Annotated in this window: 28 protein-coding genes; 18 read left to right on the forward strand and 10 right to left on the reverse strand. The window is 62.1% G+C overall.

Annotated elements, in window-relative coordinates; translation table 11 throughout:
* The first annotated feature begins 628 nt into the window (after positions 1-628).
* The 5 genes from ACZ9IU_RS17235 (at position 629) to ACZ9IU_RS17255 (ending at position 6677) form a co-directional block, all read left to right on the forward strand.
* Entirely contained in the window at positions 629-2476 is a 1848-nt protein-coding gene (locus ACZ9IU_RS17235) for a potassium/proton antiporter (RefSeq protein ID WP_038544950.1), read from the forward strand.
* 171 nt (positions 2477-2647) lie between these two features.
* Positions 2648-3853, forward strand: coding sequence for a phosphoglycerate kinase (locus ACZ9IU_RS17240; RefSeq protein ID WP_038544952.1), 1206 nt, complete (start codon positions 2648-2650; stop codon positions 3851-3853).
* 185 nt (positions 3854-4038) lie between these two features.
* Complete coding sequence (locus ACZ9IU_RS17245) at positions 4039-5070, forward strand: class I fructose-bisphosphate aldolase (protein WP_038544955.1); 1032 nt, start codon at positions 4039-4041, stop codon at positions 5068-5070.
* Positions 5071-5200: 130 nt separating this feature from the next.
* The gene (locus tag ACZ9IU_RS17250) at positions 5201-5647 is read left to right on the forward strand and encodes a DUF6841 family protein (RefSeq protein WP_157885164.1); all 447 of its coding nucleotides are present in this window, start codon (positions 5201-5203) and stop codon (positions 5645-5647) included.
* A gap of 112 nt (positions 5648-5759) precedes the next feature.
* A complete protein-coding gene (locus ACZ9IU_RS17255) occupies positions 5760-6677 on the forward strand; it encodes a PhzF family phenazine biosynthesis protein (RefSeq protein ID WP_038544961.1) in 918 nt (305 codons plus the stop codon).
* 21 nt (positions 6678-6698) lie between these two features.
* Here the strand turns inward: ACZ9IU_RS17255 and ACZ9IU_RS17260 are convergent, their stop codons facing one another.
* Positions 6699-6866: a hypothetical protein gene (locus tag ACZ9IU_RS17260; RefSeq protein ID WP_167551677.1), complete on the reverse strand. Its 168-nt coding sequence runs from the start codon at positions 6864-6866 to the stop codon at positions 6699-6701.
* Between the two features lie 189 nt (positions 6867-7055).
* On the opposite strand from ACZ9IU_RS17260, the gene ACZ9IU_RS17265 reads away from it, so the two are divergent.
* The 3 genes from ACZ9IU_RS17265 to rcdA all read left to right on the forward strand — a co-directional run bounded on the left by ACZ9IU_RS17265 (position 7056) and on the right by rcdA (position 9520).
* Entirely contained in the window at positions 7056-8354 is a 1299-nt protein-coding gene (locus tag ACZ9IU_RS17265) for an MFS transporter (RefSeq protein ID WP_051899799.1), read from the forward strand.
* Positions 8351-8542, forward strand: coding sequence for a DUF1192 domain-containing protein (locus tag ACZ9IU_RS17270; RefSeq protein ID WP_038544964.1), 192 nt, complete (start codon positions 8351-8353; stop codon positions 8540-8542). Before ACZ9IU_RS17265 ends, ACZ9IU_RS17270 begins: the two co-directional genes overlap by 4 nt.
* 465 nt (positions 8543-9007) lie before the next feature.
* Positions 9008-9520, forward strand: coding sequence for a protease adaptor protein RcdA (rcdA, locus tag ACZ9IU_RS17275; RefSeq protein ID WP_038544967.1), 513 nt, complete (start codon positions 9008-9010; stop codon positions 9518-9520).
* 68 nt (positions 9521-9588) lie between these two features.
* Here rcdA and ACZ9IU_RS17280 read toward each other — a convergent pair whose 3' ends face one another.
* Both ACZ9IU_RS17280 and rpmE read right to left on the reverse strand, forming a co-directional pair.
* The gene (locus ACZ9IU_RS17280) at positions 9589-10239 is read right to left on the reverse strand and encodes a P-loop NTPase family protein (RefSeq protein WP_065814780.1); all 651 of its coding nucleotides are present in this window, start codon (positions 10237-10239) and stop codon (positions 9589-9591) included.
* 84 nt (positions 10240-10323) lie between these two features.
* Positions 10324-10545, reverse strand: a complete 222-nt coding sequence (rpmE, locus tag ACZ9IU_RS17285; RefSeq protein WP_007775493.1) for a 50S ribosomal protein L31 — start codon at positions 10543-10545, stop codon at positions 10324-10326.
* 187 nt (positions 10546-10732) lie between these two features.
* On the opposite strand from rpmE, the gene ACZ9IU_RS17290 reads away from it, so the two are divergent.
* Complete coding sequence (locus ACZ9IU_RS17290; RefSeq protein WP_038544973.1) at positions 10733-12529, forward strand: ABC transporter transmembrane domain-containing protein; 1797 nt, start codon at positions 10733-10735, stop codon at positions 12527-12529.
* 108 nt (positions 12530-12637) lie between these two features.
* Positions 12638-13909, forward strand: coding sequence for a glucoamylase family protein (locus ACZ9IU_RS17295; RefSeq protein ID WP_080719204.1), 1272 nt, complete (start codon positions 12638-12640; stop codon positions 13907-13909).
* Here ACZ9IU_RS17295 and ACZ9IU_RS17300 read toward each other — a convergent pair.
* The 4 genes from ACZ9IU_RS17300 to ACZ9IU_RS17315 all read right to left on the reverse strand — a co-directional run bounded on the left by ACZ9IU_RS17300 (position 13906) and on the right by ACZ9IU_RS17315 (position 17208).
* The gene (locus tag ACZ9IU_RS17300; protein WP_038544976.1) at positions 13906-14124 is read right to left on the reverse strand and encodes a hypothetical protein; all 219 of its coding nucleotides are present in this window, start codon (positions 14122-14124) and stop codon (positions 13906-13908) included. The two genes, ACZ9IU_RS17295 and ACZ9IU_RS17300, sit on opposite strands and share 4 nt — an antisense overlap.
* 59 nt (positions 14125-14183) lie before the next feature.
* The gene (locus ACZ9IU_RS17305) at positions 14184-15215 is read right to left on the reverse strand and encodes a peptidoglycan -binding protein (protein ID WP_038544979.1); all 1032 of its coding nucleotides are present in this window, start codon (positions 15213-15215) and stop codon (positions 14184-14186) included.
* A gap of 3 nt (positions 15216-15218) precedes the next feature.
* Positions 15219-16271, reverse strand: coding sequence for a hypothetical protein (locus ACZ9IU_RS17310; protein WP_038544982.1), 1053 nt, complete (start codon positions 16269-16271; stop codon positions 15219-15221).
* Between the two features lie 136 nt (positions 16272-16407).
* Complete coding sequence (locus ACZ9IU_RS17315) at positions 16408-17208, reverse strand: inositol monophosphatase family protein (protein ID WP_038544985.1); 801 nt, start codon at positions 17206-17208, stop codon at positions 16408-16410.
* Between the two features lie 199 nt (positions 17209-17407).
* Between ACZ9IU_RS17315 and ACZ9IU_RS17320 the strand changes: the two genes are divergently transcribed.
* Positions 17408-17743 (forward strand): SdpI family protein, encoded by a 336-nt coding sequence (locus ACZ9IU_RS17320; RefSeq protein ID WP_038544988.1) that lies wholly within the window; start codon positions 17408-17410, stop codon positions 17741-17743.
* 110 nt (positions 17744-17853) lie between these two features.
* On the opposite strand, the gene ACZ9IU_RS17325 is transcribed toward ACZ9IU_RS17320, so the two are convergent.
* Both ACZ9IU_RS17325 and ACZ9IU_RS17330 read right to left on the reverse strand, forming a co-directional pair.
* On the reverse strand, positions 17854-18999 hold the full coding sequence (locus ACZ9IU_RS17325) for a tetratricopeptide repeat protein (protein ID WP_157885250.1): 1146 nt from the start codon (positions 18997-18999) through the stop codon (positions 17854-17856).
* The gene (locus ACZ9IU_RS17330; RefSeq protein WP_038544991.1) at positions 18999-19652 is read right to left on the reverse strand and encodes a thiamine phosphate synthase; all 654 of its coding nucleotides are present in this window, start codon (positions 19650-19652) and stop codon (positions 18999-19001) included. Before ACZ9IU_RS17330 ends, ACZ9IU_RS17325 begins: the two co-directional genes overlap by 1 nt.
* A gap of 117 nt (positions 19653-19769) precedes the next feature.
* On the opposite strand from ACZ9IU_RS17330, the gene ACZ9IU_RS17335 reads away from it, so the two are divergent.
* Positions 19770-20540: a sulfite exporter TauE/SafE family protein gene (locus tag ACZ9IU_RS17335; protein WP_038544994.1), complete on the forward strand. Its 771-nt coding sequence runs from the start codon at positions 19770-19772 to the stop codon at positions 20538-20540.
* Between the two features lie 114 nt (positions 20541-20654).
* Positions 20655-20915 carry an ArsR/SmtB family transcription factor gene (locus tag ACZ9IU_RS17340; protein ID WP_038544997.1) on the forward strand — a complete coding sequence of 87 codons (261 nt, stop codon included), beginning with the start codon at positions 20655-20657 and terminating at the stop codon, positions 20913-20915.
* A 153-nt stretch (positions 20916-21068) separates the two neighbouring features.
* On the opposite strand, the gene ACZ9IU_RS17345 is transcribed toward ACZ9IU_RS17340, so the two are convergent.
* Positions 21069-21245: a YdcH family protein gene (locus ACZ9IU_RS17345; RefSeq protein ID WP_038544999.1), complete on the reverse strand. Its 177-nt coding sequence runs from the start codon at positions 21243-21245 to the stop codon at positions 21069-21071.
* 230 nt (positions 21246-21475) lie between these two features.
* On the opposite strand from ACZ9IU_RS17345, the gene ACZ9IU_RS17350 reads away from it, so the two are divergent.
* From ACZ9IU_RS17350 to ACZ9IU_RS17370, 5 genes are all read left to right on the forward strand, one after another.
* On the forward strand, positions 21476-21679 hold the full coding sequence (locus ACZ9IU_RS17350; protein ID WP_038545001.1) for a YdcH family protein: 204 nt from the start codon (positions 21476-21478) through the stop codon (positions 21677-21679).
* Between the two features lie 10 nt (positions 21680-21689).
* Positions 21690-22187: a 5-(carboxyamino)imidazole ribonucleotide mutase gene (gene purE / locus ACZ9IU_RS17355; protein WP_007757842.1), complete on the forward strand. Its 498-nt coding sequence runs from the start codon at positions 21690-21692 to the stop codon at positions 22185-22187.
* On the forward strand, positions 22184-23263 hold the full coding sequence (locus tag ACZ9IU_RS17360; RefSeq protein WP_038545005.1) for a 5-(carboxyamino)imidazole ribonucleotide synthase: 1080 nt from the start codon (positions 22184-22186) through the stop codon (positions 23261-23263). The genes purE and ACZ9IU_RS17360 overlap by 4 nt, the downstream gene beginning before the upstream one ends.
* 123 nt (positions 23264-23386) lie before the next feature.
* Positions 23387-23512, forward strand: a complete 126-nt coding sequence (gene ykgO, locus ACZ9IU_RS17365) for a type B 50S ribosomal protein L36 (protein ID WP_007607121.1) — start codon at positions 23387-23389, stop codon at positions 23510-23512.
* Positions 23513-23612: 100 nt separating this feature from the next.
* Complete coding sequence (locus ACZ9IU_RS17370; RefSeq protein WP_038545008.1) at positions 23613-24233, forward strand: tetratricopeptide repeat protein; 621 nt, start codon at positions 23613-23615, stop codon at positions 24231-24233.
* Positions 24234-24247: the final 14 nt, after the last annotated feature.

Raw genomic sequence — 24247 nt, forward strand, 5'->3', positions numbered from 1 at the left:
ATCCTCCCGCTTCCGTCGCCGGAGTGTTGCGCGAGACGTTCGCGGGCAGGCGGGGCAGGCGCTTTCATCAGAACCGTAACGTGCGGGGAGGGTGGAAGAGGTGAAAGCCATGGGCGAGTATCGGGCAACCGGCGCTTTCCCTATCAAGCCTCCCCCGGACAGCCATGTCCGGTTCGGTTGAGCCGTGCAAGTGGCAGGATTTCCCGAAAGGAAGTCGAAAACGAAGCCACGCAGCGAGGCGAGATGATCACCTGTAGAGGCCGGAAGCCTCGAAAAGACGCCGAAGGCCACGCGAATGCGGAGCCATATTATTATTTTACTATGAGGTTCCGCATTCGTGTGGGCTCTCCGATAATCCAGCGCCCCCAAAAGTGGGTACCGGTTTTGGGACAGGACGCTGGGCAGAAAAGTGAAAAGCCGCCGGCGCCAAGGCACTGGTCCGTCTTTTTTATCCCCTGCCCTTCTCTTGCCGGAATTGTTCCCGCCTAATCGATCCGTCGATTCGCCTGGCCCTCGGCCGGGATCTGCCCCATTCTTGCATGGCCGCGTTGCGGCGTGGCACAGTTCCGGTTTCGGGGCTGCGGACGGGGATGGTGTCGGCGAGAGGTGCGAAGGAAGGGACATATAGGTGGAGGCTTTTTATATCGTCCTGCTGGTCGGCACGGTCCTGGTGCTGGCGGCTGCCCTTTCGAGCCTCCTCGCCTTCCGCTTCGGCGCTCCCCTCCTGCTGATCTTCCTGTCGATCGGCCTGCTCGCCGGCGTCGATGGCCTCGGCATCCGATTCGAAAACTATTCCTTCACCTTCATGCTGGGATCGCTGGCACTGGCGATCGTGCTGTTCGATTCCGGCTTCATGACCCCTATCCACTCGTTCCGCCTTGCCGCGGCTCCGGCGATCACGCTTGCGTCGGTTGGGGTGCTGCTGACGACCGGCATCTTCGCCCTCGGGGCGATGATCCTTCTCAATTTCAACTGGCTCGAAGGCCTGCTGCTCGGCTCGATCGTCGCCTCGACGGATGCCGCCGCCGTCTTCTTCCTGCTGCGCGTCAGCGGCATCAACATCCGCGACAAGGTGCGCTCGACGCTCGAAGTCGAGTCCGGCACCAACGATCCGATGGCGATCTTCCTGACCATTGCGCTCGCCGAGCTTCTGGCGACCGGCCAGGGCCTTTCCGGCCTCGACCTGCATTTCCTTTTCCTATTCGTCGAGGAAATGGGACTCGGCGTCATCTGCGGCCTGTTCGGCGGCATGATGATCGTCTGGGTGCTGAACCGCTTCACATCCGACCGGGGCCTGGCGCCGATCTTCGTGCTGACGCTTGCGCTTCTCGTCTTTTCCTTCACCGGCGCGATGGGCGGCAGCGGTTTTCTGGCGGTCTATGTGGCCGGCATCTATTCCGGCAATCGCAAGATGTTCGCAAAACCCCAGATCATCCGCTTCAACGAAGGGCTGACCTGGCTTGCGCAGATCATCATGTTCCTGGTGCTGGGCCTGCTCGCCACGCCCTCGCAATTCCCGGCCATCCTCTTGCCGGCGATCGGGCTGGCGCTCTTCCTGATCTTCGTCGCCCGGCCGATCGCCGTGTGGCTCAGCCTGCTGCCCTATGATTTCACCCAGCAGGAGACCAGCTTCCTTGCCTGGGTCGGCCTGCGCGGCGCGGTCTCCATCCTGCTTGCGATCATGCCGGTCTTGAGCGGCGTCGAGAACGGCCAGCTCTTCTTCAACACCACCTTCATCATCGTGCTGGTCTCCCTGCTCGTCCAGGGCTGGACGATCAAGCCGGTCGCCCACAAGCTCGGCCTCATCATTCCGCCGCGCATCGGCGCCGTCGACAAGATCGAGCTCGACCTGCCGGGCACCGCCCATCACGAGCTGATCTCCTACCGCGTCATGAAGGACAGCCCGATCCTGCAGGGCGAGCGCATCCCCCGCTGGGCCATGCCGTCGCTGGTCATCCGCGACGGCCGCAGCATGCGTTACCAATATGCCGGCCGGCTGAAGGAGAACGACCAGGTCTACCTGTTCATCTCCCCCGCCTATTCGAAACTGCTGGACCGCATCTTCGCAAGCCAGGTGCCGGTCGACGAGGACGACGCGGAATTTTTCGGCGCGTTTGCGATCTCGCCGACGAGGCCCGCCAAGGAGCTTGACGCCGCCTACGGCCCCGGCCTGCTCTCCGCCAACGAGCAGAACATGACCGTCGGCGACCTGATCACCTCGCGGCTCGGCGGCCGCGCGGATTATGCCGACCGCATCCGCTTCGGCTCGATCATCCTGATCGTGCGCGAACTCGACGAGCACGAACATGTCCGCAGCATCGGCATTTCGCTGGAACCCGTGGAGCCGGCGACCAATCTACCGATCTTCATCAACATGCGCGAAATCGCCCATCGCGTCCGCGATCTGATCCGCAAATACCGAGGCAAGCACCTGCCCGTGAAACCGGGCGCCGTGCCGCCCGAGGGCCCGGCATAAAGAGGGCGAAAGCCCAAATAAAATCCTGCACCCGCTGCATTGTCGCGGTAGAATCGACGTGCGGCGTATCCGCGGCAGACGGAATATGGATGGCTGCGACCAATCGTCTTGCGTCGCCGGTCAGGCATAGTAAGGTCCGCTACGAACTTTCCGAGTAAATGGATTAGCATCATGCCGGCCTTCAAAACCCTTGACGACCTCACCGATATCGCAGCCAAGCGCGTGCTTGTGCGCGTCGATCTCAACGTTCCCGTTGCTGCCGACGGCAAGGTCACCGACGCGACCCGCATCGAGCGCGTCGCCCCGACCATTCTGGAACTCTCGAAGAAGGGCGCCAAGGTCATCCTGCTTGCCCATTTCGGCCGTCCGAAGGGCGAGCCGGTCGCCGACATGTCGCTGTCGCTGATCGTCTCCGCCGTCAACCAGGTCCTCGGCCACAAGATCCTCTTCGCCTCCGACTGCATTGGTCCGGAAGCCGAACAGGCGATCGCCGGCATGAAGAACGGCGATATCCTGCTGCTCGAAAACACCCGTTTCCACAAGGGCGAGGAAAAGAACGACCCGGGCTTCACCGAGGCGCTCGCCAAGAACGGCGATATCTTCGTCAACGACGCCTTCTCCGCAGCCCACCGCGCCCATGCCTCGACCGAGGGCCTCGCCCATCACCTGCCCGCCTATGCCGGCCGCACCATGCAGGAAGAACTCGAAGCGCTCGAAAAGGGCCTCGGCAATCCGGCCCGCCCGGTCGTTGCGATCGTCGGCGGCGCCAAGGTTTCGACCAAGATCGACCTGCTGCAGAACCTTGTCAAACGGGTCGACGCGCTGGTGATCGGCGGCGGCATGGCCAACACGTTCATCGCGGCACAGGGCATCGATGTCGGCAAGTCGCTCTGCGAGCATGACCTTGCCGACACGGCCCGCAAGATCATGGCGGAAGCCGAAGCCTCCAATTGCGCCATCGTGCTGCCGGTCGACGGCGTCGTCGCCCGCGAGTTCAAGGCAGGCGCTGCCAACGAAGTGGTCGATATCGACAAGATCCCGGCTGACGCCATGATGCTCGACGTCGGGCCGAAGTCGGTGGCAGCCGTCAACGAATGGATCTCCAAGGCCTCGACGCTCGTCTGGAACGGCCCGCTCGGCGCATTCGAGATCGAGCCTTTCGACAAGGCGACGGTCGCTGCCGCAAAGCATGCCGCAGCCCAGACAAAAGCCGGCAAGCTCACGTCGGTTGCAGGCGGCGGCGATACGGTCGCAGCCCTCAACCACGCAGGCGCTGCCGACGACTTCTCCTATGTCTCGACCGCCGGCGGCGCATTCCTGGAATGGATGGAAGGCAAGGATCTGCCGGGCGTCTCGGTGCTGATCAAGGCCGCCTGATCTGGCATTTTCCCGAATGGAGCGCGTGCCATATAGGGCGGCGCGCTCCCGAGTTAACTGGTTTAAAAAATTTTAGATGTTTTAAACGATTGAAAGCATTTCAATCGTTTCAATAGCTTACCGTAGGATTTCCCTTTAAAATAACTTCTGTTATCCGCATTTCATGAGCTTTGGGAGAACCGAAAATGACTGAACGTCTTGAAGACATCGCCGTGAAGATGGTCGCCGACGGCAAGGGCCTCCTGGCCGCCGACGAATCGACCTCCACCATCAAGAAGCGCTTCGACAGCATCAATCTCGAATCGACCGAAACAAGCCGCCGCGACTACCGGGAAATGCTGTTCCGCTCCGACGACGCCATGAAGAAGTGCATCTCGGGCGTCATCCTCTACGAGGAAACCCTCTACCAGAAGGCCGCTGACGGCACCCCTTTTGTCGATATCATCAAGGCCGCGGGGTCGATCCCGGGTATCAAGGTCGATACCGGCGCCAAGCCGATGGCCGCGTTCCCGGGCGAAACCATCACCGAGGGCCTCGACGGCCTCGGTGAGCGGCTCGCGAAATATTATGAAGCCGGTGCCCGTTTCGCCAAATGGCGCGGCGTGATCGCCATCTCCACCGAGCAGAAGCTGCCGACCTGGGGCTCGATCAAGGCCAATTCGCAGGCGCTCGCCCGCTACGCGGCGCTCTGCCAGCAGGCCGGCATCGTGCCGATCGTCGAGCCGGAAGTGCTGATGGATGGCGAACCGGCGACCCACAGCATCGATACCTGCGCCGAAGTGACCGAATGGGTCCTGCGCACCGTCTTCGCCGACCTCTATGACGCCCGCGTCAAGCTCGAAGGCATGATCCTGAAGCCGAACATGATCATCGACGGCAAGAAAGCCCGCAAGGCGTCGGTCGAGGAAGTGGCCGAGCGGACCGTCAGGGTTCTGAAGGCAACCGTTCCGCCCGCGGTTCCGGGCATCGCCTTCCTCTCCGGTGGTCAGTCGTCGGAAGAAGCGACCGCCCATCTTTCGGCGATGAACTCCGGCTACGACCTGCCCTGGGGGCTGACCTTTTCCTACGGCCGCGCACTTCAGGACCAGGCTCTCAAGGCCTGGGGCGGCAAGTCCGAGAATGTTGCAGCCGGCCAGCGCGCCTTCACCCATCGCGCCGAGATGAACAGCCTCGCCGCCAAGGGAAGCTGGAAGAAAGATCTCGAAAAGGCTGCTTGAGGAGCGCCTTTTCAAGGAGGAGGAAGAAGGCCGCTTCGGCAACGGAGCGGCCTTTCTGTTGTGTCGCCACCTCAAAATCCAATTGAACCGAAAGGGCGAAGCGGCGTTCATTGCGTGAATGGAGGTTGCCATGATGGAAATGGAAACCAGGGTCCACAGGCTTTTCGACGAGTACGGCCGGACCAGCAATGATGCCCTCAAGGATGCGGCGTCGGTGAATATCGCGGGCATCGCAGCGTTCTTCGCCGCCTATTTCGTCGGCTCGACACCGCAGGCCGTGTTCGGCGGAGCCAATGACGCGGCATTCCGCGAAGTGATCCCGCAGGGCTTTGCCCGATATCGCGAGGTCGGCGGCAAGCGGATGGACATAACCGGCGTGAAGATCACCTGCCTCAACGATCTTCATGCGCTTGCCGAAATCGGCTGGGATTTTTCCTATGTCAACAAGGCGGGCGAGGCTGGCAATGTGCGGTTCACCAATTTTTATTTGGTGACTGTCGCCGACGGTACCCCCAGGATTTTCGCCTATATCACCGGCGACGAGGAGAAAGCGATGCGGGACCACGGCCTTGCCTGAGCCGACGATGCTGGCCGGTTTCATTTCCGTGATGATGCCGATCAAAAACATTGGCTGGTCATGGCGGTTGATGAGGCTTTAAATCCGGCATCGCTCCCGGAGAATTTTCGCCATGCCGACCGCCGATTTCATCACCGTCGATGTTTTCACGAGCGAACGTTTCGCCGGCAATCCGCTCGCCGTGGTGCCGGATGCGCGTGGGCTCACCGACCGGCAGATGCAGAACATCGCCATCGAATTCGGTTACGCCGAAAGCACCTTCGTCCTGCCGCCCGAAAACCCTGAGAACAGCGCGCGGGTACGCATCTTCACCCCGACGATGGAAATTCCCTTCGCCGGCCACCCCAATGTCGGCACCGCCTATGTGCTTGGCCAGCGCGCCGACCTTTTCGGCAAGCCGATCGCCGATACGCTCCGTTTCGAGGAGATCGCCGGCCTGGTCGAAGTCCGGTTGCTGCGTGAACCGACCGGCGTGATCGGCGCCACGATCCGCGCGCCGCGGCCGCTGGAAATCGGCTCGGAGATCGAGCCTGGCCTGATCGCCGGCTGCGTTTCGATCGATGCGAAACATGTGCGCACCACCGCCCACAAGCCGGTCTTCGCCTCCGTCGGTCTCGCGTTCGCGATCGCCGAACTTGACGGTCTCGAAGCACTTGCCGCCGCCCGGCCGAACATCACCGTCTTCCACGAGGCAGCAGCAAAGCACGAGGGTCCCGAAGGCGACTTCCCCATCTTCCTTTATGTCCGCAACCCGGAAAAGCCCTGGAACTTTCGCGCCCGCATGTTCGCGCCGCTCGACAACATCATGGAGGATCCAGCGACCGGCAGCGCGTCTGCCGCCCTCTCCGCCTTCCTGGTGACGCGTGCACCGGAGACGGATGCCAGGGTGCATCTGACGATCGAGCAGGGTGTCGAGATGGGCCGCCGCAGCATCATCGAACTCGATGTGGCGAAGGCGGCCGGAACCGTCACCGACGTCACCATCACCGGCCGCTGCGTGTCCGTCATGCGCGGCTCGATCGAGGTCTAGAGCCTTTCCGGGTTAAAGGCTCTAGAGCGTGGTGAATTCGCGCAGGATCAGCGCAATGCTCCAGACAGCGAAAGCGACGACGGCGAGCCTCCAGAAATCGCTCCGGCGCCTTAAGCCTGGAAGATTGAGCGGCTTGATGATCTGTACCAGCATGGCGAGGATCAGAAGAACCGCGATTGGCTTTGTCATTTAAGCTTTGCCGATCTCATCCGCCACAGGCTGGACATTTTTGCGCTCCACCACAGATAGATGCGGAGGGATTCGGGGAATAGATAGTCCGCTTCGCTTTCGTTAACGCCCGGTTCATTCGCATGCAACAATGCTTGCCTGCGGTCCCGTGATTGATCGCATTCGCGCAAAGAGCTGACAGTAGCAAAGATGAGACGAAACCTCCTTCCAATCCTCGCCCTCCTTTGCGGTACGCTTCTCCTTTTCCTCGGCAATGGCCTGCAGAGCCTGCTTCTGCCGGTGCGGGGCGCGCAGGAAGGTTATTCCAACGAAGTGCTCGGCCTGCTCGGCACCACATGGGCCTCCGGGTTCGTGATCGGCTGCTTCGTGGCGCCGAACGTGGTGCGCCGCATCGGCCACGTCCGCGCCTTTTCCGGCTTCCTGTCGCTGATCTGCCTGAACGTGCTGCTGACCGGGCTGATGGTCGACCAGAACACCTGGCTGGTCCTGCGCGCCATCACCGGTTTCTGCACCGCCGGCACCTCGATGATCATCGAAAGCTGGCTGAACGAGCGCGCCACCAGCGAAAGCCGCGGAACCATCTTTTCGTTCTATATCTCGATCACCCTTTTCGGCGTCGTCGGCGGCCAATTGATGGTGCCGTTCGCGGATATTTCGACACCGACGCTGTTCATGATCTGCGGCATTTTCTACAGCCTCGCAGCGCTGCCGACCACTCTGTCCAAGGCCGCCTCGCCGCAACCGCTGAAACGCGCACGCCTGGATCTGCGCGGCCTCTTCCGCAACTCGCCCATCTCCTGCATCGGCATCCTGCTGATCGGCACCGCCAACGGCGCGTACGGCACGCTCGGCGCCGTCTTCGCCACCCGCGCCGGCCTCGACCAGGGCGCGGTGGCGGCGATGGTCAGCATCACCCTCTTCGCCGGTGCGATCATGCAGTTTCCGGCAGGCCGGCTGTCCGACAGGATGGACCGCCGCCACGTCCTTGCCGGCCTTTCGGCCGCGGCAGCACTGGCGGGCCTGGCGATCCTGGTCATCCACCCGACCGGCACCTATCAGATCGTCGTGCTGGTAGCGATCTATGGCGCCGCCGCCAACGCGCTCTATCCGATCGCGGTCGCGCATGCCAACGACTTTGCCGCTCCCGAGGACTTCGTAAAAGTCTCGGGCGGCTTGCTTCTGCTTTATGGGATAGGAACCATCATCGGCCCGACGCTCGGCGGCCCGGTAATGACCTGGGCGGGCCCGCATGCGCTGTTTGCGGTGACGACCGGGGCGCATCTTCTGGTGGCCGCCTATGCTATCATTCGCAGCCGTCAGCGAGCGCCGGTTCCCATCGCCGAGCGCGACGCCTACACGACCGCACCGGCCTCGACCTCGCCGCTTGCAACGCCCGAGAGCCTGTCGCTCGACCCGCGTGCCAAGACCGGCGGTTCGACGCCGGAGAATGTCAGGCCAGACACGAATGCCGGAAAGGAGACGTCATGAGCATTATCGACGATGAACGGCCGAAGAAACCGACAACCCACGAACTCGGCTGCGACCTCTCCATGCTGTCCGCGGATGAGCTCGAATCGCGAATCGGCCTGCTGAGGCAGGAGATCGCCCGGATCGAGGCCGAGAAGGAGAAAAAGGCCGCAGGCCGGCGCGCGGCCGACAGTCTGTTCCGTTCCTGAACGCTGCCGCTCGCCAATTATTTTAAGTATTTCCCCTTAATGTTAAGACTATATTAAGCATCATCGAACAATATAAAGGCGTTCAGGCTTCCTGGACTCAGACAGTTTCACCATTCGGCGAATGGTCTGATTTCTCCCTGTTTTACCTTGAGAGCCGCCTTTCCGCGGCTCTTTTTTTTATGGCCGCGCCGGCCCGGCCCCGGCTCCTTGCCCTCGATACCGCGGAGGCAAGGGTTTCAACCGGCTTTCCCACAGAAACAAACTGTTGTATTGGACGCCAAAATGCGTCTCATTTCAGGAACATGGCGGCTGTTTACCACTTCTTGTGGGTATTAACCTTTCCTTAAGAAACGCCTTGCGGATTTCCATTATAAGTATCATGTTCAGATCAGTCAGAACGGCATGGGAACTTTTATCCGCCGTTGTCATTGCCTGAATGTGATTGCGTTGAGCAGGATGATTTCGATGTCCGAACAGGGATTGAATACCGTAAGTTTTGCAGGCCGTGCCGCTGCGTCTTCGCAGTTCAAGGCGCTCTACTCCGAAGGTATGTCGCTGGTCGAGGAGACCGCGAGCTACCTTGACGGGACGGGACGCGCCGCGTCGAAGGTTCTGCCGCGCATGGCATCGGTTCTTTACGCAGCCGAATCCATGCGGCTGACCACCCGCCTCATGCAGATGGCCTCCTGGCTGCTTCTGCAACGCGCCGTCAACAATGGCGAGATGAGCCGCGAGCAGGTCATGTCGGAAAAGAGCAAGGTCCGCCTCGACGGCTTCAACGTCGACCGCAATGCTCCGGGCTGGCTCGACCTGCCGGAAGGTTTCCGCGACCTCGTCGAGCGTTCGCTGCGCCTCCAGAACCGGGTCGCCATTCTCGATCGCGAGATCTATCGCCCGGCCGACCCGGCCGTCCTGCCGGACAACGAAAACAGCGTCCGCGCCCAGCTCAGCCTGCTGCGCACCGCCTTCGGCAACTGATTGCCGTAGCGCTATTTGATAGGATCAAACGAAGGGCCGACGCCAAGCGTGGGCCCTTTTCATTTCTGTCAACGCCTTCGAATGTTCGGGTCCATCTCGGCACGCTCCACTGCCTCGATGACGGCATCGAGCGCATCGGCCGTGAGGTGGCTCCGCTGTGCCGCCGCTTTCAGCCAATCATGTTTATCGGTTGGCATCGGCAGAAGGCTCTCCGCATAGGCATCGATCTCGTCCCGGCTCGTCAGCCGCGCCTTCTGGCCCAAGAAGCTTTCATAAAGCTTCAGGTGAGCATCGAACGAGTTCCAATTGTTCTTTCGAAGCCTGTATTCCGACACCCATTTGACCAGCCCGTCGAATGACCCCTGGCTCTCGCCGCCCTGGATGCCGCGGCGCATGATATTCGCCACGCACTCGTCTTCACTCAGATCAAGCCAGATCAACGTCGTTGCCCTCGGCAGGGCGATGCCGACGTAGAGGCCATAGACGCCTTCGATCAGCCAGGCTTCACCCGCTGCGATCGACCGGACATCCTCGTGCACGACGGCCCGGTCGCGCGCAATTCCGTAGCGACCCGGCTCCCAATGCACGTCGTCGAGGTGAACGAGCGACAGGCCAAGCGGCTCTGCCAGCCTTAGTGCCAGCCAGGTCTTGCCGGACCCGCCATTCCCCATGATCACGATCCGCCGGGATGCGGCCGGAATATCGGATTGCTCTTGCAACGGCTCCTCCCCCGCCAGAACACCGCTAACGAAAAAAGCCCGGCTTCCGCCAGGCTCTTCGAAACTCTTCCGTCAAGAAGCGTATTAGAGGCCGAGGCCGCCGAAACGCTTATTGAACTTGGAAACGCGGCCGCCGCGGTCCAGCATCTGCTGGTTGCCGCCGGTCCAAGCCGGATGGGACTTGGGGTCGATTTCCAGGTTCATGGTTGCGCCTTCCGAACCCCAGGTAGAGCGGGTTTCGTACTCGGTGCCGTCGGTCATGACCACTTTGATCACGTGATACTGCGGATGGATGCCAGCCTTCATGTCGATATTCCTGCTCTGCGAGGTCCATTTGTCGCAATTGCGAGCGAGAGGCCTCTTTAATAAATGAAGCCGCAGACCGGTCTGGTCACGGCTTCCCAATTCGATGCGGAGCCTATACAGGAAGGTCGCCGGAAGTACAAGTACCCGCAAGGCCGAGAAATGAGCCTTTCAGGCCTATGGAGATGACGTGGCAGACGCCCGAGAAAACCAGCCGAGAGGCAAAGCCTTAAGACCGCTCGCAAGGCTCCTTCCCTATCTTGCCCGGTATCGTTCGATGGTCGCCGCGGCAATCGTTTTCCTGGCGCTCGCCGCCGCAACCACGCTCGCTCTGCCGCTCGCCGTGCGCCGCATGGTCGACCACGGTTTTGCCTCGTCCGACGGCCATTTCATCAACAACTATTTCGGAATGCTACTGGCCTTGGCGGCCCTCCTCGCCGTCGCAAGCGCCATGCGCTACTATTACGTCATCACGATAGGCGAACGGGTCGTCGCCGACCTGCGCCGCGAGGTCTTCTCGCATGTGACATCGCTGTCGCCCTCCTTCTTCGACGTCAACCAGTCCGGCGAGATCGTCTCGCGGCTGACCGCCGACACGACCCAGATCAAGTCCGCCTTCGGCTCCTCCGCCTCGCAGGCGTTGCGCAACACCATCCTCTGTCTCGGCGCGATGGGAATGATGATCTATACCAGCCCGCGCCTCTCTGCGCTGGTGCTCGGCGCCATCCCGCTGATCGTCTTTCCGCTGGTCGGTTTCGGCCGCTCGGTCAGAAAACGCTCCCGCGCCGCCCAGGACACGCTTGCCCAGACCTCCGCCTTCGCATCCGAAGTGATCGGCGCGACCCGTACCGTACAGGCTTTCGGCGGCGAGGCGACCGCCAACGGCCGTTACGGCGGCACGGTGGAAAGCGCCTATGACGCCGCTCGCACCGCCATCAAGGCCCGCGCGCTTTTGACCGGCTTCGGCATCCTGCTTGTTTTCGGCAGCATCGTCGGCGTGCTCTGGTACGGCGCCCAGAGCGTGCTGGCCGGCACCATGACCGCCGGCACGCTCGGCCAATTCGTGCTCTATTCGGTGATCGCGGCAAGTTCGCTCGGCCAGCTGTCCGAAGTCTGGGGCGAGCTTTCCGCAGCCGGCGGCGCCGCCGAGCGCCTGACCGAACTGCTGCAGGAAGTCCCGGCCATCCGCGACACCGAAAACCCCGTCGCACTCCCCTCCCCGCCGCGCGGTGAAGTGGAGTTCGAAACGGTCTCCTTCGCCTATCCCGCCCGCGTCAGCGCCATCACATTGAATTCCCTGTCGTTCAAGGTGAAGTCCGGCGAGACGGTGGCGATCGTCGGGCCGTCCGGTGCCGGCAAGAGCACGATCTTCTCGCTGCTGCTGCGCTTTTATGATCCCTCCGCCGGGTCGGTGAAGCTCGATGGCATCGACCTGCGCCAGGCAAGGCTCGCCGAACTGCGTTCCCGCCTCGCCATCGTACCCCAGGACGTGACCATCTTCGCCGCCTCCATCCACGATAACATCGCCTTCAGCGCTCCGGATGCCAGCCGCGAGGCTGTCCGCGCCGCGGCAAAAGCCGCCCAGGCAGATGAGTTCATCTCGCGGCTCGACAATGGCTACGACACCATGGCCGGCGAGCGCGGCATCACCCTTTCCGGCGGCCAGCGCCAGCGCATCGCCATCGCCCGCGCTATCCTCAAGGACGCTCCGGTCCTGCTGCTCGACGAGGCGACTTCGGCACTCGATGCGGAAAGCGAAACGCTGGTCCAGAAGGCGCTCGACGGGCTGATGGAGAACCGCACCACGCTGGTCATCGCGCATCGCCTGGCGACAGTTCTCAAAGCCGACCGCATCCTCGTGCTGGAAGACGGGCGGATCGTCGAAGAAGGCACCCATCAAAGCCTGATCACCGAGGGCGGCCTCTATGCCAAGCTTGCACGGCTGCAGTTCCACGATATCGAACGGCAGAGCGCCACGGCGCTCTGATCCTTCACGCCAACGTGTTTCGCTTGGTCTAAATCGGGCGCACCGAGTGCCTACCTACTGCAGAACCGCTAGTATCGCAGATACCATTGCCGCCAGAAGCTTGAGATCATGAATTTCAGTCAATTGCCGCCCAGCCCAACCCTCGACGATTGCCTCGACAAGATACAGTCCCAAACCTTTCGCTTCTTCTGGGATGGTGCCCATCCCGAATCAGGGCTGCCGTTCGACAAGTGCTTCGTTTCGGGCGCGCCTTCTCCCGGCATCGTTTCGGTCAGCGGCGTCGGCTTTGGGGTGCTTGCCATCATCGTCGCCTGCGAACGCCAGTGGATCACCCGTTCGCAGGCACTGGCACGCATATCGACCATCATCGATCATCTGAGGCACTCCCCAACGTTCCGCGGGGCATTCGCGCATTTCATCGACGGCTCGACGAACGACGTCATCCGCTTCTCCGGACGCGACGACGGCGGCGACCTCGTCGAAACGACGCTGCTGATGCAAGGCCTGATCTGCGCGCGGGAATATTTCGCCGGTGGGACCGCTCGGGAAGAGAAATTGCGGGCAGATATCACGCGATTGTTCGACGAGGTGGAATGGAACTGGTTCACCCGCGGCAAGGATGAAGCCCTCTACTGGCACTGGAGCCCGAACTACGAATGGGCCATGAACCTGCCGATCCGCGGCTGGAACGAGGCCTTGTCCTGTTATGTCCTGGCGGCCGGCTCCAACACCCATCCGATCAAGCCGGAGAGCTACCATGCGGGCTGGGCCCGGTCTGGCGCCATGCGCAACGGCGCGACTTACCTCGGAACCGAACTTCCGCTTGGCGAGCCCTATGGCGGCCCGCTCTTCATCTCGCATTATTCGTTCTGCACGCTGGACCCGAGAGGCCTGAGCGACCGCTATTGCAGCGACTACCAGAGCCAGGCCGTGGCCCATACGCGGATCAACCACGACTATTGCCTGACCGTGCCCGACTATGCCAATGCCGGGGTCTGGGGCCTCAGCGCCTCCGACGGACCGCAAGGTTACGGCGCCCATTCGCCGACCTACGATCGCGGCGTCATCGCCCCGACCGCGGCCCTGTCGAGCTTTCCCTTCTTGCCCGCCGAGGCAGAAAGCGCCATGCGCGCATTGCTTCGGTATGGCGATGGCAAACTGCTCGGCGCATTCGGCTTCGTCGATGCCTTCGTGCCGAAGGCAGACTGGGTGGCCGGCACATATCTTGCCATCGACCAGGGCCCGATCATCGCGATGATCGAGAATTATCGATCCGGCCTGCTGTGGCGCCTGTTCATGAACGCGCCCGAGGTGCGTCGCGGCCTGGAGCGGCTGGGCTTCACGTCGACCACCCATTCCATCGCGGCGGAAAATACCTAGTCCAGGCGCCTGAACGTCCACTTCACCACGTAGTCGCCGTTGCGCTTCACCTTGGTCTTGGTCCGCACCTCGACCGGCCCGCCGAGAGCAGCCTCCGCCTCTTCGAACGCCTGACGCGCCTCGGCGATCGCCTTGTGGTAGACGCTGTTGTCCCGCTTCGGGCTTTCCGCGACCTCCTTCAGAAGGACGCTCATATCCGGCTTGTCTTCGGCCATCAGTTGTTCTTCCCCGTCACGTCAGGCGTGGCGACCTCCATCGATACGAAAATGACCGATTACCGCTCGGTGAGCTTCAGCTCGATGCGGCGGTTCTGGGAGCGGGCGTCGGGCGTGTCGCCTTGGGCAAGCGGCTGGAATTCACCGAAACCGGCAGCGACGAGCCGGTTGGCGGGCACGCCCTTGGAGATCAGGTATTTGACCACCGACGTGGCACGGGCCGAGGAAAGCTCCCAGTTGTCGCGATAACGGCCAGTGCCGGTAAGCGGCGAATTGTCGGTGTGACCATCGACGCGCAGCACCCAGTTGATCTCGGCCGGTATCTCCTTGGCAAGGTCGAGCAGCGCCGCCGCAAGCTTGTCCATCTCCACCCGGCCGGCCGGATCGAGTTCGTTGCCGCCGACAGGAAAGAGCACTTCCGACTGGAACACGAAACGGTCTCCAACGATGCGGATGTTCTCGCGGTCCGACAGGATCTCCCGCAGCCGGCCGAAGAAATCCGAGCGGTAGCGGTTCAGTTCCTGGACGCGCTGCGCCAGCGCGACGTTGAGGCGCCGGCCGAGATCGGAGATCTGTGCCTGCGACGACGAGTCTCTGGCCTCCGAGGCCTGCAGTGCCTGTTCGACAGCCGCGATCTGGGCCCGCAGCGCGGCGATCTGCTGGTTGAGCAGCTCGACCTGGCTTGCCGCGCGGGCACTCAACTGTTGTTCCTGGTTGAGCTGGTTGGTGAGGTCGCCGATGCGGGCATTGGCGGCGCTGCTATTGCCGGTGCCCTGGCTCAGAAGCTGCTGCAGGCGCGAGCGGTCGGCCTCGGCCGTGGCGAGCGACGACTGCAGGTTGGCAAGCTGATCCTCGACATCCTGGTTATTGCCTTTTTCGAGCGCCAGCAGTTCCGTCAGTTCGGCGATCTGGCTGTTCAGCCGGTTCAGCACCTCGTCGCGGCCGGTGATTTCACGGCTAAGCAGGAACTGCGCCAGCACGAACACCGTGAGCAGGAACATGATGGCGAGCAGCAGCGTGGACAGCGCATCCACGAAACCCGGCCAATAGTCGACGCCCCGCTCCCGGCGGCGGCTCTTGCCAAGCGCCATCGCTTACTTCCCCCCGATCTTGTCGGAAAGCCGATCGAGCGTGCGGCGCAAAGCCTTCGATTCCTCCTGCTGCGCCTCGATCCAGTCGCGCAACATCTGCTGTTCGTTGCGCATGTTCTTGACGAGGCCCTGGATGCCTTCGGCAAGATTGGCCATGGCCGACAGCGACCGCTCGTTCTGATGGGCGTCGACAGGGCCCTTGGTCTGGGCGGATGCGAGTGCACGCAGCTGCTCCGTCAGCGCCCTCAAATCTTCCGAAGAGCCGCTCGCCAGGGTTTCGGCGACGACCGGCGGCATGTCCGATCCGAGATCGGTCACCGAAGACAGCCAGTTTTCGAGTTCCGTGTAGAAGCGATTCTGGGCGCGGCCGGCCTGCAGGTCGAGGAAGCCCAGAATCAATGATCCGGAAAGGCCGAGCAACGAGGACGAAAACGCCGTGCCCATGCCGGCCAAAGGCTGGGCAAGGCCGCTCTTGATGGCGGCCAGCACATCGTTGGAACTGCCGGAACTCGGATCGAGCGCCCCGATCACGTTGCTGATCGAGCCGATGGTCTGGATGAGGCCCCAGAACGTGCCGAGAAGGCCGAGAAAGACGAGCAGGCCGATGAGATAGCGCGAGGTGTCGCGTGATTCGTCGAGGCGCGTGCCGATCGTGTCGAGGATGGAGCGGAAGGCATTGGTGGACAGCGCCATTCTGCGGCGGCTGCCGATCAGGGTTCGCATCGGCGCCAGCAGGCGCGGTTCGCGGCCGACCTTGTCGGCGTTACCGGCGGCGCGGAAGGAATTGAACCAGCGCACTTCCGGCATCAGGGCGATCACCTGGTTGAAAACCAGAATCACGCCGATCAGGAGAACGCCGAGAATGAGGCCGTTCAGGCCCGGATTGGTCTGGAAGGCATGCGCAGCCTGGCGGTAGAGGATCGACGCGACGAAACCGACGATGATCAGGAAGATCAGCATCGTCCATAAAAACGATGCGGGATTGGACAGTTTATAGGCATAACCGCCGCGGTTCGTTTCAGACGCGTCCAAATCGTCCACTGTCGCATTCGCCATAATAAGCCTTCGCCTCCGGTAGTCTGCCGGCCCGGAGGCTAGTTGAAAAATGCGACGAATTGAAGTGCAGAAGCTTAGGAAAACAGTCAGCTATTCAGTACTGCAGCGCTAAGCTGGGCGGTGGCGCAAAAATGCCTCAGCGGGTCGGAACGGGCCGGTTGACGACGTCGATCAGCGCCTTCTGGATGAGCTCGTTGCCTGCCACGACATTGCCGCTGCCGAAGATATCGGTCGTGCCCTTCATGTCGGAGACGAACCCGCCGGCCTCGCGGATAAGGATCAGGCCCGCCGCCATGTCCCACGGCGAAAGCTCGGTTTCCCAAAAGCCGTCGAGCCTGCCAGCAGCGACATAGGCAAGGTCGAGAGCCGCCGCACCGAAGCGGCGCATGCCGGCCACTTCGCCCATGACGTGGCGCAGTTCGACGAGGAACTTGCCGTGATTGCCGCGGCCGAGATGCGGCATGCCGCAGCCGATCACGCAATCGGACAGCACCCGACGGGCAGCGACGCGGATGCGGCGATCGTTCATGAAGGCGCCGCCGCCCTTTTCGGCGGTGAACAGCTCGTCCGTCGCCGGGTTGAACACGACGCCGGCAACCACTTCACCATTACGCTCGAGCGCAACGGAGACTGCGAACTGCGGAATGCCATGCAGGAAGTTGGTGGTGCCGTCGAGCGGATCGACGATCCAGCGATGCGCGCCGTCGGTGCCCTTCAGCTCTTCGCTTTCCTCACCGAGGAAACCGTAGGTCGGACGCGATTTCAGCAGCTCGTCGCGGACGATCTTTTCCGCCTTCAGATCCGCCTGAGACACGAAATCACTGGGGCCCTTCACCGAAACCTGCAGGTTCTGCACCTCGCCGAAATCCCTGGAGAGCGACTTGCCTGCCTTGAGGGCAGCCTGAACCATGACGTTGAGAAGGGCGGAGCGGGCCATGCGGGAAATCCTTGGGGGTTGTCCCGACTTGTCGTCTGGACGGGACGGCGTTTTATGAGCGATTTTTTGATTGGCGGCTTCAAGACCATAAAACAGCGCGAAATTCAAGTCGTCTGCGGGAATGCGGGCATTGCCGCCGCTGGCCGCGTCTGCAAAACTGGGTCCATCTTGTCCCGGCTGTATCATTGGAGGAAGCAGGATGAAGGCTACGCTACCGCTGACCTTGAGCCTCGCGCTGCTTGCCACCATGGCCGCGGCATCGCTCGCAGCCTGGTTCACGATAGCGCCAGGCGCAGACCTTGCTGTGCATTTCGGCCTCGACGGCACGCCCGACCGTTATGCACCCGCGCCCTTCGCGCTGTCGATCATCCCGGTCGCCGCACTCGTCTCGACGGCGATCTTTGCGCTGACCCAACGCTTCGACCGCAGGGCTGCCGATAAGCCGGTACTCTATATGGCTCTCTGGATCTTCGTGATTGCCCTGCTGGCGGGAGGTCACGCGATGATCGTCGGCCACGCTTTGTCGGCGAATTGATCGGGCCGGCTATTTGCCGCACCGTCTCCCGGCGCTTCGCTTTGACTCAGCGCGTTCGGCCCTGCAATCGATTCACTGGATCGATTGCTCCGGCTTTGCCGGAGCAGGCCTCACCCACGCCGGAACTTGTTCGCCGCGTCGATCGCCTGGCGCTGAGTTTCCTCGTTGATCCCGAGATAGAAGTCTTCAAGCTCAGGGTCCTGCAGGCCGGCGCGGCGTGACAGCACGTACCATTTTGCCGCCTCGACCGGATTGGGCCGGGTGCCGAGCGCGTTGATATAGAGATGGGCGAGCTTGTTCTGGGCCACGACATTGCCGCGATGGGCCGCGATCCGTAGCCATTCGAAACCCTTTTCGTAGTTGCGCTCTCCAGCGATGCCGTTGACCATCCAGAGGCCCATGTCGAGCTGCGCGGTGTCGAAACCGGCATCTGCGGCACGCTCCAGCCATTCGCGGGCCCGCGCCTTCTTTTCCGCCGGCAGGTCCTTCAGCGCCACATAGACTTGCGCCACAGCATATTGGCTATCGGCAACGCCTTGCCTTGCGGATTTTTCGTAGAATGGCAGTGCCAGACGCAGGCCTTTGTCGCCGGGATTTTCGGAAACCAGGATCTGCGCCCAGTTGAACTGCGCCGAGGCATTGCCGGCCTCTGCCGCCTTGCGCATGAAATCGTCGGCTTGCCGCTTGTCGCGGGGCACGTCCCGGCCGGTCATCAGCAGCAGCGCATACTGGAACATCGCAGCTGGATCGCCGCCTTCCGCCGCCTTCTGATACCAGTATGCCGCTGTCTTCGCATCCCGCTTGATGCCGAGCCCCTTGGTCATCATCTCCGCGACCAGGGTTTGGGCCGCTGCATCGCCGGCCCCGGCCCGGGTCAGCGCCTTGTCGAGCGCCGTCAGGTATAACCCGCGCTGGTAGGCCCCATAGGCATCGTCGACGGTACCGGTATAGGCTTTTTCAGGCGGCGCGGGCGGCAGGGCTGCACCCATCCGCTGGTAGAGTTCGACGCCGCCCGAGGGAATGATCCCGCTCGGCTGGCCATCTGGCTCCTTGGTTCCCTTTGCTGAGCCCGGAACCGGCTGGATCTCGACCCGACCCTTTTTCATCGGCTGGAAATTGGGCTCCACCGGCCGGGTCACGGCCCTGGAATTCGCCTGCGCCAGCGCAAGGCAAGGCATTGCCGCCGAAGCGATGAACGTCGCCAGCAGCCCTTTGAGAATCACGCGGGAAAGGCGGTTCGACGGCATGGGCTCCATCAAGCCCCAAACCGTGGCGCTTTTTCGTCCAGAATTGCGTTGACTTCGGCGACCGCGGCGCCGGGGCCCTGGGGGTTGGAAAATACCGCTTCCCTGAGCGCCACGAACTCCGCACCGGTCTCCGCGACGGCAAGCGCCGAGGAGGTATCGGTGCCGCCCATGACGATGCAGGGGATCTCGATCATCGATGCCCACCATTCGCCGAGCGCGAGGTTTTTCGGATGTGCTTCCGGCTTGATATCACCGTCGAGCTTGCCGAAGAAGATATAGTCGGGACGATGTTCGCCGATCGCAAGCGCCTGATGCCGGTCGCCCGCCCCGCCGGTGCCAACGATCATCTTCGGCACGAATTTCTCGATCGCCTCCCCCAGCTCGGTGAGGTCTCCGCCAAGATGCAGGCCATCCGCCTTGATGCGCCCGGCCACTCGGCTGTCCCCGGAGATCAGCGCGGCAGCACCCGCCGCCTGGATCAGTTCGACCAGTGCCTCCGCGCGCTTCTGGAAGGCCTGGTCGTCGAGGCCATATTGCGGCACGATCACCGAGGCGACGTCGCCGCCGGCAAGCGCTGCTTCGAGATCCCTGGCCTGCTGATCGGCATCGTCATATTGCGGCACGATCAGCACCAGGCGGCAGCGGTCTTCCTGTCTGGTCATGTTTCTTCCCGTTCGGCGGATCGGTTTATGAAATCCGCACTCGTTTTCTGTCCGCAAATTCGATAGACCGGACCGCCTGCCGGATCAACCATTCCCTCATCACCCGCCTGAGTCTTCATGCCCGATACGCTTAGCTTCGCGTTCTTCACCTTCGCCATCCCCGCCGTTCTGCTTGTCGGCCTCTCGAAAGGAGGCATTGGCGGTGCTATCGGGTTGCTCGGCGTGCCGCTGATGTCGCTCGCCGTGGACCCGGTCAAGGCGGCGGCGATCTTCCTGCCGATCCTGATCGTCATGGATATCGTCGCATTATGGTCCTGGCGAAACTTCAACGATCCCAGAACGCTGCTGATGATCCTGCCCGGCGGCATCATCGGCATCGCGCTCGGCTGGGCGACCTCGGCCTATGTCTCCGACAATGCGCTGCGCCTCGTCATCGCCGCGGCGACGCTCCTGTTTACCGTGCGATATTTCTGGCAGGTCTACGGTCCTCGCTCCAACCGGCCGGCGGCTCCCCTGCCGCACCGCCCGGCCGCCGCCACGTTCTGGGGCGCCTTGTCCGGTTACGCGAGCTTCGTCGCCCATGCCGGCGGACCGCCTTTCCAGATCTACGTCCTGCCGATGCGGCTCGATCCGAAATCCTATACCGGCGCCAGCATCCGCTTTTTTGCGATCGTCAATGCGGTCAAGGTTATCCCTTATTTCCTGCTGGGTGCTCTCGACGCGGAGAACCTCACCATCTCCGCTACCCTGCTGCCGGTGGCCCTGATCGCCACCATGCTTGGCGCGGCCGTCGTGAAGCATCTGAAGGCGGAAACCTTCTATCCGATGACTTACGGTCTGGCATTCTGTGCGGGGCTGAAACTGCTGTGGGACGGCCTGCCGTTCTGACCCGGCAAGGCAGGCGAGGCGTCGCTAAAAAAGCAACGCAAAATAAGGCAGTCCATATTGTTGCGATGCACAATAAATCTTGCCGTCACCGGGCGTTTACCGTAAGTTCAACGCATGACAACCGTTGACCCCTTTGCAGCCATAGCTGATCCTAACCGGCGGTATCTGCTGGAGGAATTGCGGCGCGCTCCGAAAACCGTAAACGAACTTGCGCAGGGCCTACCGATCAGCCGGCCCGCGGTATCGCAGCACTTGAAGGCGCTTCTGGACAGCAATCTGGTGAATGTGACGGCGGAGGGCACGCGGCGCATCTATTCCGTCAACAGCAAGGGCTTCGACAGGCTGAACCTGTGGCTCGATCAATTCTGGTCGTGACGACCGGGGCTTTTTAAATCTTTTTGGATTTTGTGGTCCCCTGCACCACGACCAGAACCTTGTCATTGATATTTCTGGATTATTTTGCCGCTTTGATTATTCGCCTCTAACTGATGAAACAATGGGCGAGCGGCGGGTTCTCCTACTGAGGAACTAATGACGCGTGGATGCCTTTATGCGCTGCATTTGGTCCTTGATGCGCAGCTTACGCCGCTTGAGATCGGCTATTTCACGGTCGTCGGCGGAGGGTGACGCGAGAATTGCCTGGAGCTCCTCCTCCAAAGCACCATGCTTCTTTTCAAGCGATGCGATATGAGCCTGGACGGTCATGTGGCATGTTCCTTCCTTAGTACCTACCACGGCATTCCCTAATGCCGAGGCTTCAGGTTTACGAAGGAAGTGTGACACGATCGGCCGGGTTTGTCGAAGGTGAAATCATGGTTTCAAGGAGGCAAATTCGTGACCTTGTCTAACTTCCCGTTAACGCGGTTTGGTGGTAGAGGCTTGCGGAGAATGCCGGCGACCGCTGAAATGCCGGGCGTGAGAATGGGGACTGGAATATGGCAGATCAGGAACAGGCGGATGTCCGGCTGGTGCTCGCGAAACTTCGACAGGAACACGAGGATTACGACGCCGCCATCAATGCCATGATCCAGGTCGGCTGCGACGCTCTTCGCGTGCAGCGCATGAAGAAGAAGAAACTGTCGCTGAAAGACAAGATGACTCAGCTCGAAGACCAGCTTGTTCCGGACATCATCGCGTAAGGGTCCCGCCATGTCTGAAAGACCTGCCGTCGCCATCATCATGGGTAGCCAGTCCGACTGGGAGACCATGAAGAACGCCGCCGATACGCTGGAAGCGCTCGATATCGGCTACGAGGCCCGTATCATCTCGGCGCACCGCACGCCCGAACGGATGATGCAATTTGCCAAGGGCGCCCGTGCCGAAGGTTTCCAGGTGATTATCGCCGGTGCCGGCGGTGCGGCACACCTGCCCGGCATGACCGCCGCCATGACGCCGCTGCCGGTTTTCGGCGTGCCGGTTCAGTCGAAGGCGCTGTCCGGCCAGGACAGCCTGCTGTCGATCGTCCAGATGCCGGCAGGCATTCCGGTCGGTACTCTTGCCATCGGCCGGGCCGGCGCCATCAACGCCGCCCTGCTGGCAGCCGCGGTTCTCGCGCTCAACGACGATGAGATCGCCGACCGGCTCGACGAATGGCGCGCCCGCCAGAGTGCGGCGGTTGCCGACTACCCAATCGACGAGGCTCCATGACTGTCCACACGATCGGCATCATCGGCGGCGGCCAGCTCGGCCGCATGCTGGCCATGGCCGCGGCCCGGCTGAACTTCCGCACGATCGTGCTCGAACCGCAGGCCGACTGCCCGGCAGCCCAAGTCGCCAACGCCCAGATTACTGCCGCCTATGACGATCCGGCAGCGCTTGCCGAACTCGCCAGCCGCTGCGACGTCGTCACCTACGAATTTGAGAACGTGCCGGTCACCGCCGCCGAGGTGCTGCAGCGCTCGGTGCCGGTCTATCCGCCGGCCAAGGCACTCGATGTGTCGCAGGATCGGCTGACCGAAAAGCGCTTCCTGAATTCCTGCGGCATCGAGACCGCCCGATTCCATGCCGTCGACAGCCAGTCCGACCTCGAAAAGGCGCTCGCCGATTTCGGCGGCCAGGGCGTCCTGAAGACCCGCCGGATGGGTTATGACGGCAAGGGCCAGCGCGTCTTCCGCTCCGCCGACGACAAGCCGGCCGGCGCCTATGACGCGCTCGGCGGCGTGCCACTGATTCTGGAAAGTTTCGTGCCCTTCGAACGCGAAGTGTCGATCATCGCCGCCCGAGCCAAGGACGGCACGGTCGCCTGCTACGATCCAGCCGAAAACGTCCACCGCAACGGCATTCTCCACACCTCCACCCTGCCCGCCACGATCACCGAAGCGACGGCGAAGACCGCCCGCGAATCGGCCGAGAAGCTGCTCGCGGCGCTGGATTATGTGGGCGTCATCGGCATGGAGTTCTTCGTGATGGCGGATGGCACGCTGATCGCCAACGAGATCGCCCCGCGCGTCCACAATTCCGGCCACTGGACCGAAGCCGCCTGCGTCGTGTCGCAGTTCGAGCAGCATATCCGTGCTGTCGCAGGCCTGGCCCTCGGCAACCCCGTCCGCCATTCCGACTGCGTGATGACCAACCTCATCGGCGACGACATTCTGGACGTACCCGCCTGGCTCTCCCGCGATGAGGTTCTGGTCCATCTCTACGGCAAGACGGAATCCCGACCGGGCCGGAAAATGGGCCATGTGACCGAATTGAAGGGCCTGAAAACGTCGTCACAAGGTTGACATGCAGATTGGCTCGGGTTATCTGCACGCCCAACTGAGAGCGCGCCCCTCGAAGAATCTTGGCGGCGCGCTTTTGATTGATAGACATGCGGCTTCGCGCCCACAGACTGCTGGACCAGGAAAATGAAGATCAAGAACTCGCTTAAGGCGCTGAAGGCTCGTCACCGCGATAACCGTCTGGTTCGCCGCAAGGGCCGCGTTTACATCATCAACAAGATGAACCCGCGCTTCAAGGCTCGTCAGGGCTGATATCGGCGTTCGGTTCCGGTCTTTGACCGCAGCCGATCAAATTGTCGGTAACACGACAAATCGGGTTTGACCTTCGGCGCAGGCGGATTACCTTATCCGCATGCGCTATTTTCGTTTCAGTACCCTGATTCTCGCCGCGAGCCTTGCCGCTTCGTCCGCTCTCGCCCAGACCGCGACACCCAAGCCGCCCGCAGCCCCGCCTGCCGCCGCTCCCGTCGTTCCGGCCGTCGCCCAGAAACCGGGCCGGCCCGTGGATGCTTTGTTCGATGCCCTGAAGCGCGAACGCAATCCGGAAAAGGCACGCGGTATCGCTAGCCAGATCATCGCCGATTTGAACGATTCGGGCAGCGCCACCGTCAACCTGCTGATGCAGTGGTCTGCAACCGCCATCAAGGAAAAGCGCAATGCCGCGGCACTTGATTTCCTCGATCAGGTGACGGTCCTCGATCCCGCCTTCGCCGAGGGCTGGAACCGCCGCGCCACGTTGCATTACACGATGGGCGACGCCCGCAAATCCATGGCCGACATCGCCGAAGTGCTGAAGCGCGAGCCGCGCCATTTCGGAGCGCTTGCCGGCATGGCCGGTATCCTGACGGAAGCTGGCAAGGACGAGCTTGCGCTGAAGGCATGGCAGGATTATCTGGCCATCTACCCCGCCGACCGCGATGCCCAGGAAGTGGTCACCAAGCTTTCCGAAAAGCTCGCCGGCAACAGGACCTGAGCCCTACGGCAGCC

This window comes from Mesorhizobium sp. USDA 4132, from assembly GCF_056279545.1.

Coding starts and splice junctions, on each gene's coding strand:
- ACZ9IU_RS17240 (WP_038544952.1), top strand. CDS start 2,648: ATGCCGGCCTTCAAAACCCTTGACGACCTCACCGATATCGCAGCCAAG.
- ACZ9IU_RS17245 (WP_038544955.1), top strand. CDS start 4,039: ATGACTGAACGTCTTGAAGACATCGCCGTGAAGATGGTCGCCGACGGC.
- ACZ9IU_RS17250 (WP_157885164.1), top strand. CDS start 5,201: ATGATGGAAATGGAAACCAGGGTCCACAGGCTTTTCGACGAGTACGGC.
- ACZ9IU_RS17255 (WP_038544961.1), top strand. CDS start 5,760: ATGCCGACCGCCGATTTCATCACCGTCGATGTTTTCACGAGCGAACGT.
- ACZ9IU_RS17260 (WP_167551677.1), bottom strand. CDS start 6,866: ATGACAAAGCCAATCGCGGTTCTTCTGATCCTCGCCATGCTGGTACAG.
- ACZ9IU_RS17265 (WP_051899799.1), top strand. CDS start 7,056: ATGAGACGAAACCTCCTTCCAATCCTCGCCCTCCTTTGCGGTACGCTT.
- ACZ9IU_RS17270 (WP_038544964.1), top strand. CDS start 8,351: ATGAGCATTATCGACGATGAACGGCCGAAGAAACCGACAACCCACGAA.
- rcdA (WP_038544967.1), top strand. CDS start 9,008: ATGTCCGAACAGGGATTGAATACCGTAAGTTTTGCAGGCCGTGCCGCT.
- rpmE (WP_007775493.1), bottom strand. CDS start 10,545: ATGAAGGCTGGCATCCATCCGCAGTATCACGTGATCAAAGTGGTCATG.
- ACZ9IU_RS17295 (WP_080719204.1), top strand. CDS start 12,638: ATGAATTTCAGTCAATTGCCGCCCAGCCCAACCCTCGACGATTGCCTC.
- ACZ9IU_RS17300 (WP_038544976.1), bottom strand. CDS start 14,124: ATGGCCGAAGACAAGCCGGATATGAGCGTCCTTCTGAAGGAGGTCGCG.
- ACZ9IU_RS17305 (WP_038544979.1), bottom strand. CDS start 15,215: ATGGCGCTTGGCAAGAGCCGCCGCCGGGAGCGGGGCGTCGACTATTGG.
- ACZ9IU_RS17310 (WP_038544982.1), bottom strand. CDS start 16,271: ATGGCGAATGCGACAGTGGACGATTTGGACGCGTCTGAAACGAACCGC.
- ACZ9IU_RS17315 (WP_038544985.1), bottom strand. CDS start 17,208: ATGGCCCGCTCCGCCCTTCTCAACGTCATGGTTCAGGCTGCCCTCAAG.
- ACZ9IU_RS17320 (WP_038544988.1), top strand. CDS start 17,408: ATGAAGGCTACGCTACCGCTGACCTTGAGCCTCGCGCTGCTTGCCACC.
- ACZ9IU_RS17325 (WP_157885250.1), bottom strand. CDS start 18,999: ATGGAGCCCATGCCGTCGAACCGCCTTTCCCGCGTGATTCTCAAAGGG.
- ACZ9IU_RS17330 (WP_038544991.1), bottom strand. CDS start 19,652: ATGACCAGACAGGAAGACCGCTGCCGCCTGGTGCTGATCGTGCCGCAA.
- ACZ9IU_RS17335 (WP_038544994.1), top strand. CDS start 19,770: ATGCCCGATACGCTTAGCTTCGCGTTCTTCACCTTCGCCATCCCCGCC.
- ACZ9IU_RS17340 (WP_038544997.1), top strand. CDS start 20,655: ATGACAACCGTTGACCCCTTTGCAGCCATAGCTGATCCTAACCGGCGG.
- ACZ9IU_RS17345 (WP_038544999.1), bottom strand. CDS start 21,245: ATGACCGTCCAGGCTCATATCGCATCGCTTGAAAAGAAGCATGGTGCT.
- ACZ9IU_RS17350 (WP_038545001.1), top strand. CDS start 21,476: ATGGCAGATCAGGAACAGGCGGATGTCCGGCTGGTGCTCGCGAAACTT.
- purE (WP_007757842.1), top strand. CDS start 21,690: ATGTCTGAAAGACCTGCCGTCGCCATCATCATGGGTAGCCAGTCCGAC.
- ACZ9IU_RS17360 (WP_038545005.1), top strand. CDS start 22,184: ATGACTGTCCACACGATCGGCATCATCGGCGGCGGCCAGCTCGGCCGC.
- ykgO (WP_007607121.1), top strand. CDS start 23,387: ATGAAGATCAAGAACTCGCTTAAGGCGCTGAAGGCTCGTCACCGCGAT.
- ACZ9IU_RS17370 (WP_038545008.1), top strand. CDS start 23,613: ATGCGCTATTTTCGTTTCAGTACCCTGATTCTCGCCGCGAGCCTTGCC.